This window comes from Vibrio diabolicus (genome assembly GCF_011801455.1).
In the GTDB taxonomy this organism is placed as follows: domain Bacteria; phylum Pseudomonadota; class Gammaproteobacteria; order Enterobacterales; family Vibrionaceae; genus Vibrio; species Vibrio diabolicus.
The window spans coordinates 65,858-82,414 of the sequence record NZ_CP042451.1 but is presented as its reverse complement, the minus strand read 5'-3'; the positions used below and the strand labels follow the sequence as shown (position 1 = coordinate 82,414).

The window sequence follows — 16,557 nt, the reverse complement described above, 5'->3', positions numbered from 1 at the left end:
GATTGCAAAACTGGACATTGAACGGAATCAATAGCAACTAGGACGGTTGCTACTAAGGACGGGAAATGGACACCTCTGGACGAGGAAAGGACTGAACATCAGGATGATGTCATGGACACCGCTCAGGGAACAAGTGATGAGAGCTAACGAGGATGGTTAGCAGGCCAGGATAAGGTCAAGGACACCGCTAGGAAGGCGACGAAAGGATTAAGCTGAAGGAATGCAGCACGCTATCAAGGATTTGATGCATGGAGCACTTTTAGTAGCTGGATTGCTGCGAGTAAGACTATAACCCCGACGGGCGTAAGCCCTCGGGGTTTTTCTTTGCTAAAGATAAGCGATTTAGACTAAGAGCCTTTTCGAATAGCGTCATTTAGCTCCCTATCTTTCAGCATTTTGTTGATTCAAAACAGCCAAAACAGAAAGAGCCACCGAAGCAGCTCTTATGTTCATTTTTTCACAAAGCCCTACAGCTTCTCCAGTCTCGCGTAAGCGGTGACTAACCATTTAATGCCTTCACCATTGAAAGCAATCTGCACTCGGCTTTGTGGGCCACTGCCCTCAAAGTTAATGATCGTTCCTTCACCAAATTTCGGATGCATCACACGAGAACCTAGTGAAAAACCAGTCTCATTGAAGTTTTCTTTTACTGCGGTTTGGCTAAAACGTCCACTACTTGAAGGGCGACTCACTTGCGCCTTCATGCGCACTTCATCCAAACACGTTTCTGGTAATTCACGAATAAAGCGCGATGGTTTGTGGTATTTGTCCTGGCCATATAGGCGACGCATTTCCGCGTAAGTAATGTAGAGCTTTTGCATCGCGCGCGTCATACCCACATAACACAGACGGCGCTCTTCTTCTAAGCGCCCTGCCTCTTCAGCGGACATCTGGCTTGGGAACATACCTTCTTCCACACCGACCATGAATACCAATGGGAATTCCAAACCTTTCGCACTGTGAAGCGTCATCAGTTGGACTGCATCTTCAAATTCGTCCGCCTGACCTTCGCCCGCTTCCAGAGCCGCATGCGTTAAAAATGCCGTCAGCAGAGACATTTCTTCCGCTTCTTCTGGTTTTTCGAATTGGCGAGTGGCGGTAACCAGCTCCTCCAAGTTTTCTATGCGAGCTTTAGACTTTTCGCCCTTCTCTTGTTCATACATCGCAAACAAACCCGAGTACTTGATCACGTGGTCCGTTTGCTCGTGCAATGGCATTTCTAGTGTATCGTCTTCCAGCGCGGTGATTAATTCGACAAAACGACTTAACGCACCAGCTGCTCGACCCGTTAATACTTGCTCATCGAGCATTGCCAGACTGGCTTCCCACATAGTGCACCCTCTATCACGAGCTGCACGACGGATAGTCTCTAGCGTCTTATCACCCAGACCACGTGTTGGGGTATTCACGACACGTTCAAACGCGGCATCATCATTGCGGTTCGCCATCAAACGCAAGTAGCTCAACGCATCTCTGATTTCTTGACGCTCGAAGAATCGCATGCCTCCGTAAATACGGTACGGTAAGCCTGCCTGAATTAATGCTTCTTCCAAAACACGAGATTGCGCGTTGTTGCGATACAGCATCGCAGCATCATTCAATGCGCCGCCATTCTCTTGCCACTCTTTGATTTTATTGACCGCAAAGCGCGCTTCGTCAAGCTCGTTATAAGCGCTGTAAACCGAGATCGGCTCTCCCACATTGCCATCCGTCCACAGCTCTTTACCCATGCGTTCAGTGTTGTTCGCAATCAAGGTATTAGACGCTTCAAGAATCGTCTTCGTCGAACGATAGTTTTGTTCGAGACGAATGGTGTTCACGCTCGGAAACTCCAGCGTGAACTTCTCAATGTTCTCGACTTTTGCACCGCGCCAACCATAAATTGACTGGTCGTCGTCACCAACAATCATCACGTGACAATCTGGGCCAGCCATCATGCGTAGCCAAGCGTATTGAATGTTGTTGGTGTCTTGGAATTCGTCAACCAAGATATGCTTAAAGCGTGCTTGGTAGTGTTCACGCACAAACTTGTTGTCACGCAGTAGCTCATGCGCGCGCAGCAAAATTTCCGCAAAGTCCACTAAGCCAGCACGATCACACGCTTCTTGGTAAGCGGTATACAGCTGCAAATAAGTTTTGGTCACTGGATCGTGATAAGCGTCGATATGCGATGGGCGTAATCCTTCGTCCTTCTTACCATTAATCCACCATGAAACTTGGCGTGCAGGCCACTGCTTTTCATCCAAGTTTTGTGCTTTGATCAAACGCTTTAACAAGCGCTGCTGATCATCGCTGTCTATGATTTGGAAATCTTCCGGTAGCTTGGCATCAAGATAGTGTGCACGCAAAATGCGGTGACAAATACCGTGGAAAGTCCCATTCCACATGCCAGATGCACTGCCCATCATCAACTCTTCAATACGACCACGCATTTCTGCTGCCGCTTTATTGGTGAAGGTGACCGACATGATCGAGAAAGGAGAAGCTTGCTCGACTGACATAAGCCAAGCGATACGGTGAACAAGAACGCGAGTCTTACCACTCCCTGCACCAGCAAGGACAAGTAAGTTTTCTAGAGGAGCTGCAACGGCTTCACGCTGTTTATCGTTTAGACCGTCGAGTAATAGAGATGGATCCATCATGATGAGCTACTGGTTATTTATACATAAAAACCGATTATAACCTAAACAGCTGGGTGCTGTTTAGACAAAACTTGATAAAAAATTCGTTGTTTTTTTAATCTTTCATTCAAAGAGTTAACGAAGGTAATCACTCCAAAACCATTCGCGAGAGTTATTTTTATGAAAGTTTTTCTGCCTCATCTCTATCTTTTAATTTAAGCAAGTGGATAAAGGTTGTACGCCAAACGGCGAATCGACTTGCCGAATGAAAGTAAAAGGAAATCACTCAGAGGAAATTATGATGAAAAAATCGAATCTTGCTGTTACTGCTGCTGTTACTGGACTTCTTGCTCTTGGTGGCACCATGCTCACCGCAGCCCCTGCTGTCGCAGCAGAAAAAGAAAAGTGTTATGGCGTGGCGAAAGCCGGTAAAAATGACTGCGCAACGAAAAACAGCTCTTGCGCGGGCACCTCTAAAGAAGACAACCAAAAAGATGCTTTTGTTGTCGTTCCTAAAGGATTGTGTGACAAATTGGCTGGCGGTAGCACCAGCGGCTCATAACTCAACATCACAAGTTTCTGTGGGGCGCGTTGCACTTTAACCAACGCCCCCAGTTACTCGCCAATCAGAAAAGGAGTTTCACGTGAAACATCACTCTTTCCATCCTCTTGCTGGCGTCGGATTACGCTCCCCTCATCTCGATTATTTTAGCCAACACAAACCTGAGCTGTCGTGGTTAGAAATCCACAGCGAGAACTACTTTCAGCCCAACTCAGTAGAGCACCATCAACTGCAAGCATTACGCGAGCACTACCACATCAGCTGCCACGGTATTGGTTTGTCACTGGGCTCGGTGGAGCGTGTGAATACGAAACATTTAGCACACCTAAAAGCATTGATAAATACAATTGACCCGCTCTTCGTCTCTGACCATTTAAGCTGGAGTGAAAATGGTGGTCACTACTTCAATGATCTACTTCCCTTGCCTTACACGGAAGAAGCGCTGCAAGTATTCACTCGTAACGTGCTTGAAGTGCAAGAATACCTACAACGTGAAATCTTAATTGAGAACCCATCTAGTTATGTGAAGTTTCACCATTCAACCATCAGCGAATGGGATTTTCTTACCGAAGTGCAAAAGCGCACCGACTGTCGTTTATTACTCGACTTAAATAACGTATATGTTTCCGCCTTCAATCACGGTTTTGATTGCGACACATACCTAGATGCGATTCCAGCCGACAAAGTCGACGAGATTCATTTGGCAGGTTTTACTATTAAGCCGTTGGATAAAGGTGAGATTTGGATTGATACCCATAGCCGTCCCGTCAGTGATGAAGTATGGCAGCTGTTCGTCAGTTGGACACAAAAACACGGCCCTCGCCATACGCTGATTGAATGGGATTTGGATATTCCTGCACCAGAAATCCTCCTTGGCGAAGCAGAAAAAGCATCCTCACTATTGCAGCAAAACCATTTGATTGACCAAAAGAGCAAAAGGAAAGCGTCATGAATCTTGCGACCTTGCAGAGTCAATTTGCTAAAGCCCTACATTATCAAGCGCTCGGTGAAGAATGCGATATTGTGAGTGACAAGTTTACCGCAGATGAACGCATACAGATTTACCGCAATAACTTTATCATCAGCTTGAGTGAGGTATTGGCAGCGACCTACCCAATGGTTGAAGCCTTAGTTGGAAAAGAGTGCTTCGATCAAATTGCTCGCCAACACGTACTTTCTCACCCCTTAGCTGAAGGTAATGTCGTACATTATGGTGCTGGCTTTCAAGATACGATTATGCAGTTTAGTCAGGTCATGACCCAAGCTCCGTACGCACCTGAAGTCGCAAGATTTGAATGGCATATGGACTTAGCTCGACAAATACAGAATGAGAAAGTCGAAAAGCCAAATCGAGTCCCTTTATATGAACTTGCCCAAGTGACGGAAGAACAACAACCTCAATTGGTGTTTCATTTGCGCACTGGCAGCCGTAGCTTTGACTCAAACTACGCCGTATTTGATCTCTTTCATGCGATTCAACACCAAGATTTTGAACAGCTCAATATGAATCAATTACAGCGAGGTGTCATCTCGATTCAAGCCAATGGAGAAGCTCAATGTCACGCACTCGATACCGATGTTTTTCAACTGCTGCAATGTTTAGAGCAGAAGCAGAGTTTGAGCGAAATACCCGAAGCTTTGCTCGTTCACCTTAATAGCATCACGGCACTCGATCTCGTTGACGGCTTTACATTGAAATCAATCTAAGGAGCTCTCTATGACGAATACGGTTAAAAACTTAGTCAATCGTTACGACGACTTGATCAATACCTTACAAGCTGGCTTTGTCCCTTTACTACTTCTCTTTTGTCGCTTGTGGGTTGCATGGGTGTTCTTCAATTCAGGGTTAATCAAAGTTTCTTCTTGGGATAGCACGCTGTATCTATTCGAATTGGAATACCAAGTGCCACTTTTGCCTTGGGAGTTAGCGGCCTACATGGGAACGGCTGCCGAGTTAATTCTGCCAGTATTTTTAGCGTTGGGATTAATTACCCGCCCGATGGCAGCGATTCTGTTTGTATTTAATATCATCGCGGTCATCTCTTACCCGGTACTGTGGGAAAAAGGGTTCTATGACCATCAGTTGTGGGGATTCATGATTTTAGTGGTCATCGTATGGGGACCGGGAGTTATCTCTATTGACCATGTTATAAAGAACAAGTTGACGCGATAAAAAAATCCCCGCAGTGGCGGGGACTTTTTATTGTTTATTTAAGTAAGCAAGAAGCTCATCAGCTGAGATGCCCTGTTGAGCAAGATCTTTTGCCAACAGCTCAACTTGTTCACCTTTGCGCGACTCAATCACTTGCTGGAATTGGTACACGATATCACGCAAAATTGGCAGAGGTACTTGTTTAGCCGCACTACGAATACGCTCGGAGCTTTGATTACCCAGCTCATTAAGCAACTTGCCAAACATCACCTTTTCTGGTGAATCTTCCATTTGCTCTAGAATACGAGCCATTTCATACGTGGTTAACGACATTACTTTTTGAGTTCCGTTATGGTGTCAGGAAAAGTCTGAACGACAAATATACACGCCTTACTTACATTGGAAAATACTAAATTACACTGATTTACGCTTTCGCAAAGCTTGAATGCCAGTTCTTACCTGCTTTTGTAAACAGAACCACCAACGCAGGCAACAGCACCCACATATGAATTGCGATCAGTGTTTGAGGTTCCAAAGATAAACGCTGCAACGTACCAACCAACAAACCAGAGCCACTCATTTGGAACAACCCAAGCAGTGCCGCAGCCGTACCCGCTTTGTCACCAAACGGTTCCAATGCTTTTCCTGCTGCTGCACCCAGAATGAATGCAAAACCCACTGACGACATGAAAATAGGTAGCATAAAAGAAAGCGCGGTATTCTGACCATTCATCACTAGCATGATCACACCTGCGAGGCCCAGAGTCGAGATCCCCGTAACTAAGGTGTTGTGCGTGCCAACGCGCTCCATAAACTTAGGTGCAAGCATACAAGCCGCAATATTGATCACTGCATTTACACCAAACCAGAAGGTGAACTCATTCATCGACAACCCCATCCCTGTCATCAATACCGATGGCGCCGAGGTGACATACGCGAGAATAACCGCCATTGCCATTAAACACAGTGAAGCATGGAAGACAAAAGATGGCGTACTAAGCACTGCCCAGTAACGGCTGAGCTTAAACACGGCTTGCTTTTCCGTTGATGGGTTAGTCTCTTTCATCATGAAAAACATCAATGAACCGGACACAACGGCAAAGCCAGCCATAAAGCTGAAGTTAGCTCGCCAATCAAATTGCTGAGTTAACCAGCTACCTAGAATTGGAGCTAAAGCCGGAATGAAACAAATCGCACCGTTAAGGTAACTGATCATTTTGCCGCTTTTTTCCGGGCCAAAGATATCGCGAACTGTTGCAAAGGCTGCTACCGATGTCGCACACGCACCTAAGCCTTGTAGCAGTCGGGAAACCAACATCCACTCAATATTTTGAGCACTCCACGCCAATAAAGCGCTCATCGCGTAAATGGTGATACCGCCCAATGCAACAGTTCGACGTCCGAGTTTATCTGCCAAAGGGCCAGCAAACAGTTGCCCTACACCCATCGCAAATAAGAACCAAGTGATCGTATCTTGTGCTAGCGCATTATCGACCTGAAAAGTGGAAGCAATAAGAGGTAAAGCAGGTAGATAAATATCAATCGCAAGAGGACTGAAAAGAACCAAAAGGGTCAATAACGCCATCTGTTTTTTACTATTAGAAAACTGGCTAGGCACACAACACTCCGAATTGGATAAAGAACTTTGGATAGAGCTTAATCATCTGATGATATGAATGGAAATGATGTATAATCATGAGCATTATTCCTTAGAGGAAATTCACCGTGAACGTCGAAAAACTGGCTCGTATCGATTTAAATCTATTGGTCTGTTTTAAAGTTTTGATAGAAGAGTTAAATGTCACCCGAGCCGCCCACCGACTGTGCTTGAGTCAGTCTGCCGTGAGCAAATCACTGGCTAAACTGCGCATCCAATTTGATGACCCGCTTTTCACCCGAAACTCGCATGGATTGACGCCAACACCACGCGCTTTGTTTCTTAAGCCGAAACTGGATCTGTTGATAAACCAGTTAGAAGTACTGACTCAACCAGAAGAGTTCTCTCCACAAAGTAGCGAATACCGTTTTCAAATAGCAGCGGTTGAAAGTGTTTACCCTTTAATTCTGCCTCATTTCTTACCGGCGATTTTTCAGCAAGCCCCAGGGGTGACGATCAGCACTCACCCTTGGTCCGATAATACTTTTAAAATGCTGCAACGTGGCGAGCTAGACTTAGGCTTAACTGGAAAAGACATCGATATTAATGATGCCAAGCTGACTCTGCTGCCACCCGATGACATATGCGAACTGGAAATTTATCGAGATCACCAGATGTGTATTATTCGCAAAAATCACCCAGCATTAAAACAACCTTGGAACCTCGAAGCGTATCTCGCCCTGCGTCACGTACAAGTGCGTTGTGACGGCAACGACCGTTGGCTGTTAGATTATCGCCTTGCCGATATTGGAGCCGACCGCGATATTGCCGTCACCGTTCCGGACTTTAATAGTGCCGCAAGTTTATGTTCCTACACTGACTTTATTTTTACCGCCCCAAGCCATTTTGTGCAGCTCGCTGCTAAACAGCTTGATTTGGTCGTACTACCACTCCCACTAGAATTTCCACCTATGGCTTACACTTTATTCTGGCACCGAGACAGAGAAAACGACCCTGCATTGGGTTGGCTACGTGCGATGATCACACAAAAAACCGATCACCTTAGATAAAAATACCGCTCTCAATTTGCGCTTAGCGGGTAAAATGAGTAGCTTAACTGTCGTAGTCCTTTTTGGCTCATCTATGGCCTAGTTGTACTCCGACTCAACCTAAGTCATTGCAAACTTGCGTTGATCATAAACTGCATGAAGCAGAAGGAAACAGCTCCCACACCTGAGCATGAAGGAGCGGTAATTTGAAGGAATAAAACAGATGCACAACGAAACTCTCAGCCGCGTGAATGCGATTCGCGAATGGCTTGTACAACATAATATTGATGCCCTACTGGTTCCGCACGAGGACGAGTATTTGGGCGAATACGTCCCAGCGCACAACGAGCGCTTACATTGGTTAACAGGCTTTACTGGTTCTGCTGGTGCTGCGGTAATCACCAAAGACAAAGCCGCTATCTTTGTTGATGGCCGCTATACCGTTCAAGTCACCAAACAAGTCCCTGGTGACCTATTTGAATATCGTCACCTTATTGAAGAATCAGCTTTAGATTGGGTTCTAGACAACCTGCCAACAAACGCATCTGTCGCAATCGATCCTCGTATGCACAGCTCAGCTTGGCTAGACATGGCACAAGCTAAACTAGCTGGAAAGCTTGAGCTAAATATTCTGACCAATAACCCAATTGATGAGTTGTGGCATGACCGCCCAGCGCCTGTTGTCTCTGATGTTCGCCTAATGCCAACAGAAGCCGTCGGTCAATCAAGTGAGAGTAAGCGTCAAGAGATCGCCCAACTGGTAAAAAAAGCGGGTGCAGATAGCGCTGTGATCACAGCACTAGATTCTATTTGTTGGCTGCTGAATGTACGTGGTTTAGATGTATCACGCCTACCAGTTCTGCTTTCTCACGCGATTCTGCACTCAGATTCAAGCGTGGAATACTTCCTCGATCCTGCTCGTTTACCTGCTGATTTTGACGCTCACGTAGGCACCGGTGTGACCGTTCACCACCCAGAAGCACTTCAATCTCGCCTTGAAGCCATGACAGGTAAAAAGGTATTAGTTGACCCTGCAATCAGTAACGCTTGGTTTAAGCTAGTACTACAAAACTCTGGTGCGTCCGTGATTGCAGCAGCAGACCCATGTCTGATGCCAAAAGCGGCGAAGAACGCGGTTGAAATCGCAGGCATGAAGGCGTGTCATATCCGTGATGGCGTGGCAATGAGCAAGTTCCTATGTTGGTTAGATGCGGAAGTTGCTGCTGGTAACCTGCATGACGAAGCGACATTAGCAGACAAACTGGAAGCATTTCGTAGCGAAGACCCTACGCTAATGGATCTCAGCTTCGATACCATTTCAGCGGCAGGCGGTAACGCGGCCATGTGTCACTACAATCACGAGAACCAACCTGAACCTGGCAAGCTAGAGCTGAACACACTTTACCTTGTGGACTCAGGCGGTCAGTACCTCGATGGCACTACCGACATCACGCGTACAATTGCGATCGGTCAGCCTTCACAAGAGATGATTAAACAATTCACTCTCGCGCTAAAAGGCCACATCGGTGTTGCTCGTGCACGTTTCCCGAAAGGCACACGTGGTTACCAAATCGATACTCTAGCTCGTCAGCACCTATGGGCGGAAGGTTACGATTACGATCACGGTACTGGTCACGGTGTTGGTCACTTCCTAAGTGTGCATGAAGGCCCAGCAAGCATTTCGAAGAAGCAAATTGATGTGCCTCTATTAGAAGGTATGGTGCTATCAAACGAGCCAGGTTACTACCGTGCAGATGCGTTTGGTATCCGTATTGAGAACCTAGAGCTTGTTGTTGAAACACCGACTAACGGTGACTTCCCTGTCCTGTCATTTGAGTCGCTAACACGCTGCCCAATAGACAAACGCAACATCAACGTTGATATGCTAACTCGTCCAGAACTTGCTTGGCTGAATGATTACCACCAGAAAGTATGGGATGAGATCAGCCCGCTAGTCGAAGGTGATGTTAAAGAGTGGCTTCGTCAGGCAACGCTACCTGTAGCACACAGCTAGAAGCTAGAAGCTAGAAGCTAGAAGCTAAAAAAAAGTAGAGGGTTGATGTTTTGCATCAACCCTCTTTCTTTTCCTATGTTTCACGTGAAACATAACGATGACCAGTGGCTTTATTTGTTGCTTAACCAGAATACGCCGAGTGCCAGTCTCGCCATACTGGGTCAAAGCCTTTGGCTCTAATCATATCTTCCACAGAACTAGCACTTCGCTCATCACTGATCTCAAACTGCTCGAGCTCAACATCATCCATCGCATAACCACCCGGCTGAGTTTTCGATGCTGCAGATATACTGGTAATGCCTAAAGGCAATGAGTTGTCTCTAAACTTCGGTGACTCACGAGTCGATAATGACAACTCCACTTCTGGATTCAACAAACGATAAGCGCAAATCAACTGCACAAGCTGCTTATCCGTCATGACTGATTTGGGTTGGAGCGCACCCTCGCAAGGACGTAAACGCGGGAAAGAAATCGAGTAACGAGTCTGCCAATACGTGCGCTCAAGATAGTCCAAGTGCGCTGCCACATAAAAACAATCTGTACGCCACTCTTCCAATCCTATCAAAGCGCCAATACCGATCTTATCGATGCCTGCTTTTGCAAGACGATCGGGTGTATCCAATCGGTATTCGAAATCCATCTTATTGCCACGTAAATGGTGCTCAGCATAAGTCGAAGGATGATACGTTTCTTGATAAACCATCACCGCATCCAAACCCAATGTCTTTAGCTCAGCGTATTCGTCTTGATCAAGTGGCTGTACTTCCATCGCCAAATAGTTAAAACGTTGCTTAATCATCGGCACCATTTCGCGGAAGTATTTCATGCCCACTTTGGTTTCGTGTTCACCAGTCACCAGCAATACGCTATCGAACTTCATGCGTTTAATGGCTTCAACTTCTGCAGCCACTTCGTCCCTATTCAAGGTACGACGCTTGATCTTGTTCTCCATCGAGAAGCCACAATAAGTACAAGCATTGGCGCACAAATTAGAAAGGTACAATGGAATGTAAAGCGACATGGTATTACCAAACCGCTTGCGAGTTGCTGAGTATGACAGCTGAGCCATTTGCTCTAAATATGCTTCAGCCGCTGGTGAAATTAGCGCTTTAAAGTCTTCCAAATCACGCTTGGGTTTATTCAATGCTCGCTCGACATCTTGTGCCGTTTTCGCGTAGATCGACATCGAAATGTCATCCCAATTCAGCTGCTTAAATTGTTCAACGAAGCTCATGTTTTCCTCGCTTAATAGCTAAACCAATCTAGGATTAAAGCTCATCTAGGAATGACGTTAGTGGACTCGACGCAACCGCATGAGAAACCTTACCCGCAAGTCCGGCTTCATAAGCCATACGCCCCGACTCTACCGCCAACTTAAATGCCTTCGCTATCGCAACGGGATCGCTCGAAGCTGCAATCGCAGTATTGACGAGCACGGCATCCGCGCCCATTTCCATCGCACGCGCGGCATGTGAAGGAGCACCAATACCCGCATCGACAACGACAGGAACATTAGCTTGGTCGATAATGATCTCTAGGAAATCATGAGAAACTATCCCTTTGTTAGAACCGATCGGCGCGCCTAATGGCATGACCGCAGCACAGCCTACTTCTTCCAATCGTTTACACAGAACTGGGTCAGCATGACAATAAGGAAGCACAATGAAGCCTTCACGAACCAGTTCCTCAGCGGCTGCAAGTGTCTCAATTGGATCGGGCATCAAGTACTTCGGGTCTGGATGAATTTCCAGTTTTAACCAGTTAGTACCTAATGCTTCTCGCGCCAGTTGTGCCGCAAACACAGCATCTTTAGCATTCTTTGCACCTGAAGTGTTCGGCAATAAGTTCACCCCAGCTTGTACTAACGGCAGCAAAATATCGTCTTGTTGGTCGTTCACATCCACACGCTTCAACGCCATGGTCGCAAGTTGACAACCCGACACTTGAATCGCTTCTGCCATTAGTCGGCTGTTGGCAAACTTCCCTGTTCCTGTGAACAGTCTAGATTCGAATTGTTTATCACCAATTTTAAGCATCGACTTTAACCCCCTGCGATCGCTTGAAACAAAGAGATGCTATCTCCCTGTGAAAGAACTGTGCTAGCCCACTCACTGCGCGGCACAACATGGTTATTAATTGCAAAAACACAGCCCATTTCAGGCAGCGCAAATTGGCTAATGATTTGCTGTAGATTCGACTCACTGGCAACTTGATGTGACTGGTCATTGATGACAATCGTGATCACATCTAAGTCAGCATCGGTCACTTGTGTTGTTTGTTGTTCTGATAACGTCATTGCTTCCAACTCTCTTAATTCTGCCCATTATTCGTAAGCTAAATCTGAGCACACACTTGGCACTGTTTGTCTTTGCTTATCGCCATGGTTTGCCATTGCATTTTCAATCCATCAAACAGATGTAACTTAGCAGTCTCAACATGAAACTTTCCCGTCGCCAGTTTTTGAATTGCCGCTATCGCTTGGTAGTTGCCAAGTGTGCCCACCACCGGACCGACGACACCGCTGTCACTGCACTTTTGAGTTTGTGGTAATTCGTCAAACGGATACAAACAGCGGTAACAGGCTTTGCTTTCTGCTAGTTGTCCACTCGGTTTTTGGTAATCAAAAACAGCAAATTGCCCTTGCCAACCAATTGCCGCCGCTGAGATGAGGGGTGTATTTTGCTCGAAACAAACTTGGTTAATTAACTGGCGCGTTGGCATGTTATCGGTGCAGTCCAACACCACATCCGCTAGCATCACCTCAAGCTGCAGCTGTGCTTTGTCTAATCGTTTATTGAGAGCACGAACTTGAACCATAGAATTAAGTTCATTGAGTTGCTTTACAGTCGCTTCTGTTTTCGCAACTTGGAGGTCTTGTTCACGATAAATGATCTGACGTTGTAGGTTACTGCTATCAACTTCATCGTCATCGACCACAACCAATTTACCAACACCCGCTGATGCCAAGTACAAACTCGCTGCGCTCCCTAACCCACCACAACCGATGATCAGCACATGCGATTTGCTCAAACGCTCTTGCCCACTTTCAGCAATTTCAGGCAGAGCTACTTGGCGTTGATAGCGAAGGAACTGCTTATCCGTGAGCATGCTCGCCTCTCTTGGTATGCGCTAATTCACTATTCTGATCAGTAAACGTTAGCTGTCTTTCCTTCATCAGTTGTGCAAAAAACTCGATAACGGACTGAGGTGATTCTGCCAAGGTAATAGCACGCACAACTGCCAAGCTAGAAACACCTGTTCGCCAAACTTGGTCTGCATTAGATTGGTCAATGCCACCAATCGCGACCGTCGGAAAACCAAGCACATCGTCACTAACTGCTTTGTCTTTTGAAGGACGGAAAGCCGACTCTGTGTTTCTATAAGGAATGCTATCAATCAGCTTTTGATACAGTGCCAAGCGCACCAAACCTTGTGGTTTCGATGGCATCTGTTTTGTGGTGGTTGGGAAAATATGCCCTAGCGCGATGTAGCTAGGATGAATTTGTACGATGCGCAGTAGTTCGTAATAACCATGAGTAGAAAGACCAAGACGAATGCCGGCTTTAGTTAGCTGAGCCAAATTCGACTCTTCTATGTCTTCTTGTCCTAGGTGAACGCCATAAGCGCCATGCTTGATTGCCAACTGCCAATAGTCATTGATGAACACTTGAGCTTGATACTGACGACCTAACTCAATTGCTCTAATGATCTGTTGTTCCAAATCGGCTTGTTGTGGGTTCTTGATTCGTAGTTGAATAGTGTTGATGCCTAGTGGCAGTAAACGCTCAATCCAAGCAACGTCATCAACGACTGGGTAGAGCCCTAGACTTTGCTTAGTTAGAGTTGGAAAGCTAACGCTCTCACCTTGCGCAGACCAACCAACTTGAATACCGAGTCGGTTATCTTCCAGTACTGGTGTGGGGAAATCATCAAATTGGTTAGCCCACTGAGTTGATTGTTCCTCGTCAAGGTTGCCATTCGATAGTGTTTCACGTGAAACATTCGCTTGTTGGGTTAGCATTCCTCGAGCAAGTGTTAACGCATCTTCGATAGGAAAATCGAGTACTGTCAGCGCTACTATCCAAGCAAGGTGATGTTCGGGATCGAACATTGCGTTGGGTTTGGACTTAACGGAAAGCGCTCTCACTTCGTCGTTAAAGGGGTGACGCCAGATATCAAGCTGATGCACTTTCTCCTTTTTATCGGAAACCTGAGTATCAGCAATACCAATATAAATCGCTTTCGACGGTTGCTTAGCACACGCTTCTACCGACAAAGTAGAGCGGTAATAAAGCACAAATAAACTCTCATGTTCAGAGTCATATCCATCAATGAGATCAGTCGTTATGTGTGTGGTCTGTTGGTCGCGAACAAGCTGAATAGATTGAGTTGGGCTCACGCCCAACTCAATGTCTTCGATTATAAAACCCTGTTCTTTCGCCAACAACAAACATTGCTGAACTAAACCTGTCAGTTCAATCAATGATGACGGAATAAGGATTTTGCTCATTAGTCACTTACCTCGGCATGTGCTGCTGGGTGGTATAACTCAGAACCTGACTCTCTAAATTCTTGCGATTTCTGACGCATCCCCTCAAGAGGATCATCAAGCATCTTGATCGAGATAGCTTGGTCCGCAGCAACTTGCTCAGTATCTTTCGCGTATTCTCGAACCTCTTGCGAAATCTTCATCGAGCAGAACTTTGGTCCGCACATCGAACAGAAGTGAGCAACTTTTCCCGACTCTTGAGGCAAGGTTTCATCATGGAAAGCGCGCGCGGTTTCTGGGTCAAGTGACAAGTTGAATTGGTCTTCCCAGCGGAATTCAAAACGTGCTTTAGAAAGCGCGTTATCACGAACTTGTGCGCCAGGGTGCCCTTTAGCCAAATCAGCAGCGTGAGCAGCAAGCTTGTAAGTGATCATGCCTACCTTCACGTCTTCTTTGTTTGGTAAGCCAAGATGCTCTTTAGGTGTTACGTAACAAAGCATCGCACAGCCATACCAGCCAATCATGGCAGCGCCAATTCCTGACGTAATATGGTCGTAACCAGGAGCGACGTCTGTCGTCAGTGGACCAAGGGTGTAGAACGGAGCTTCATGGCAGTGCTCTAGCTGCTCTTCCATGTTCTCTTTGATCATGTGCATTGGAACATGGCCAGGACCTTCGATAATCACCTGTACGTCGTATTCCCACGCAACCTTAGTCAACTCACCAAGAGTACGAAGCTCCGCAAATTGCGCTTCGTCATTAGCATCGGCAACCGAACCAGGGCGCAGACCATCACCGAGAGAAAGTGCCACATCATACTTGGCACAGATTTCACAGATCTCTCGGAAGTGGGTGTATAAGAAGCTTTCTTGGTGATGCGCTAAACACCATTTCGCGATGATAGAACCACCACGAGAGACGATGCCAGTAACACGCTTTGCAGTCATTGGCACATAGCGAAGTAGTAAACCGGCATGGATAGTGAAGTAATCAACGCCCTGCTCTGCTTGCTCAATCAGAGTATCGCGCATCACTTCCCAGTTAAGGTTTTCGGCAACTCCATTCACTTTTTCCAGCGCTTGATACATAGGTACGGTACCGATCGGAACCGGGCTGTTACGCAGAATCCACTCGCGAGTTTCGTGGATGTTACGTCCAGTAGAGAGATCCATAACGGTATCCCCACCCCAGCGTGTCGCCCAAACGAGCTTCTCAACTTCTTCCTCAATCGAAGACGTCACCGATGAGTTACCGATATTGGCGTTCACTTTGACCAAAAAGTTACGTCCAATGATCATTGGTTCGGATTCTGGGTGGTTGATATTAGAAGGGATAATCGCGCGACCTTCGGCAACTTCTTTGCGAACAAACTCGGCGGTAATGTCTTTTGGAAGATTAGCTCCAAAGCTTTGACCAGGATGCTGTTGATTCAGCACATCATCACGGTACTTGGCACGACCCATGTTTTCACGCAGCGCGATGAATTCCATTTCTGGGGTGATAATACCTTTGCGAGCATAGTGCAGTTGAGTGACGCATTGCCCATCTTTGGCACGTCGAATACGTGGTAGATTACCGTAACGAAGATCGTCTAGTGTTTCGTCTTCTAAGCGTTCTTTGGTGTACACCGAGCTTACTTCATCGAGTAACTCTGTGTCACCTCGCTCTTCAATCCAGCTTTCTCTTAGCTTTGGTAAGCCGCTATAAAGGTCAATATCGTAGTTCGGATCAGTATAAACACCTGACGTATCGTAGACTCGGACGGCTTCATTCGGCTCGAAAATAGGCGCTTCTTTTGTGCCACCAATCAGACTATCTGCTAGCGCTATTTCACGCATAGGTACACGAACATCTGGACGTGAACCTTCTACATATACTTTTGTGGAATTTGGGTACGGCTGTACCGAGAGTGTTTCAATAAACTGTTTTGCTTCCAGTCTCGCTTGTTTGCGACTCGACATAGCATTTTTCCTTGCTTTGTTATACTAGATAAAAAGTAATTGGATAAAAATGCTTGGCGGATAGATGCGACAAGAGGAGTCAAATTAAGGCTAAATAAAGCTTAAGTAATTT

The 16,557-nt window shown here is 46.3% G+C and carries 15 protein-coding genes; 6 read left to right on the top strand and 9 right to left on the bottom strand.

Annotated elements, in window-relative coordinates:
* Window positions 1-467: 467 nt before the first annotated feature.
* On the bottom strand, window positions 468-2,642 hold the full coding sequence (uvrD, locus tag FR741_RS00430) for a DNA helicase II (protein ID WP_005397027.1): 2,175 nt from the start codon (window positions 2,640-2,642) through the stop codon (window positions 468-470).
* A gap of 280 nt (window positions 2,643-2,922) precedes the next feature.
* Between uvrD and FR741_RS00425 the strand changes: the two genes are divergently transcribed.
* The 4 genes from FR741_RS00425 (at window position 2,923) to FR741_RS00410 (ending at window position 5,356) form a co-directional block, all read left to right on the top strand.
* Complete coding sequence (locus tag FR741_RS00425; protein ID WP_031780600.1) at window positions 2,923-3,183, top strand: BufA1 family periplasmic bufferin-type metallophore; 261 nt, start codon at window positions 2,923-2,925, stop codon at window positions 3,181-3,183.
* Between the two features lie 82 nt (window positions 3,184-3,265).
* Complete coding sequence (bufB, locus tag FR741_RS00420) at window positions 3,266-4,135, top strand: MNIO family bufferin maturase (RefSeq protein ID WP_047010215.1); 870 nt, start codon at window positions 3,266-3,268, stop codon at window positions 4,133-4,135.
* Window positions 4,132-4,890 carry an HvfC/BufC family peptide modification chaperone gene (locus FR741_RS00415; protein WP_167426127.1) on the top strand — a complete coding sequence of 253 codons (759 nt, stop codon included), beginning with the start codon at window positions 4,132-4,134 and terminating at the stop codon, window positions 4,888-4,890. The genes bufB and FR741_RS00415 overlap by 4 nt, the downstream gene beginning before the upstream one ends.
* A 10-nt stretch (window positions 4,891-4,900) precedes the next feature.
* On the top strand, window positions 4,901-5,356 hold the full coding sequence (locus FR741_RS00410) for a DoxX family protein (protein ID WP_012841278.1): 456 nt from the start codon (window positions 4,901-4,903) through the stop codon (window positions 5,354-5,356).
* A 27-nt stretch (window positions 5,357-5,383) separates the two neighbouring features.
* Here FR741_RS00410 and tsrA read toward each other — a convergent pair whose 3' ends face one another.
* Both tsrA and FR741_RS00400 read right to left on the bottom strand, forming a co-directional pair.
* Complete coding sequence (gene tsrA, locus FR741_RS00405) at window positions 5,384-5,668, bottom strand: H-NS-like global regulator TsrA (protein ID WP_005397034.1); 285 nt, start codon at window positions 5,666-5,668, stop codon at window positions 5,384-5,386.
* A 91-nt stretch (window positions 5,669-5,759) separates the two neighbouring features.
* Window positions 5,760-6,920 carry a multidrug effflux MFS transporter gene (locus tag FR741_RS00400; protein ID WP_031780601.1) on the bottom strand — a complete coding sequence of 387 codons (1,161 nt, stop codon included), beginning with the start codon at window positions 6,918-6,920 and terminating at the stop codon, window positions 5,760-5,762.
* Window positions 6,921-7,060: 140 nt separating this feature from the next.
* On the opposite strand from FR741_RS00400, the gene FR741_RS00395 reads away from it, so the two are divergent.
* On the top strand, window positions 7,061-8,002 hold the full coding sequence (locus tag FR741_RS00395) for a LysR family transcriptional regulator (protein ID WP_005397044.1): 942 nt from the start codon (window positions 7,061-7,063) through the stop codon (window positions 8,000-8,002).
* A gap of 202 nt (window positions 8,003-8,204) precedes the next feature.
* Window positions 8,205-9,995 (top strand): aminopeptidase P family protein, encoded by a 1,791-nt coding sequence (locus tag FR741_RS00390; RefSeq protein WP_167426126.1) that lies wholly within the window; start codon window positions 8,205-8,207, stop codon window positions 9,993-9,995.
* Between the two features lie 121 nt (window positions 9,996-10,116).
* Here FR741_RS00390 and thiH read toward each other — a convergent pair whose 3' ends face one another.
* The 6 genes from thiH to thiC are packed head-to-tail and all read right to left on the bottom strand — an operon-like array spanning window position 10,117 to window position 16,445.
* On the bottom strand, window positions 10,117-11,229 hold the full coding sequence (gene thiH / locus FR741_RS00385; RefSeq protein ID WP_167426125.1) for a 2-iminoacetate synthase ThiH: 1,113 nt from the start codon (window positions 11,227-11,229) through the stop codon (window positions 10,117-10,119).
* Between the two features lie 34 nt (window positions 11,230-11,263).
* On the bottom strand, window positions 11,264-12,031 hold the full coding sequence (locus FR741_RS00380; RefSeq protein ID WP_167426124.1) for a thiazole synthase: 768 nt from the start codon (window positions 12,029-12,031) through the stop codon (window positions 11,264-11,266).
* 5 nt (window positions 12,032-12,036) lie between these two features.
* The gene (gene thiS / locus FR741_RS00375; RefSeq protein WP_124009022.1) at window positions 12,037-12,291 is read right to left on the bottom strand and encodes a sulfur carrier protein ThiS; all 255 of its coding nucleotides are present in this window, start codon (window positions 12,289-12,291) and stop codon (window positions 12,037-12,039) included.
* Window positions 12,292-12,329: 38 nt separating this feature from the next.
* The gene (gene thiF, locus FR741_RS00370; protein WP_167426123.1) at window positions 12,330-13,103 is read right to left on the bottom strand and encodes a thiazole biosynthesis adenylyltransferase ThiF; all 774 of its coding nucleotides are present in this window, start codon (window positions 13,101-13,103) and stop codon (window positions 12,330-12,332) included.
* Entirely contained in the window at window positions 13,090-14,505 is a 1,416-nt protein-coding gene (locus tag FR741_RS00365) for a thiamine phosphate synthase (protein WP_167426122.1), read from the bottom strand. The genes thiF and FR741_RS00365 overlap by 14 nt, the downstream gene beginning before the upstream one ends.
* A complete protein-coding gene (gene thiC / locus FR741_RS00360) occupies window positions 14,505-16,445 on the bottom strand; it encodes a phosphomethylpyrimidine synthase ThiC (RefSeq protein WP_005397069.1) in 1,941 nt (646 codons plus the stop codon). Before thiC ends, FR741_RS00365 begins: the two co-directional genes overlap by 1 nt.
* Window positions 16,446-16,557 lie beyond the last annotated feature (112 nt).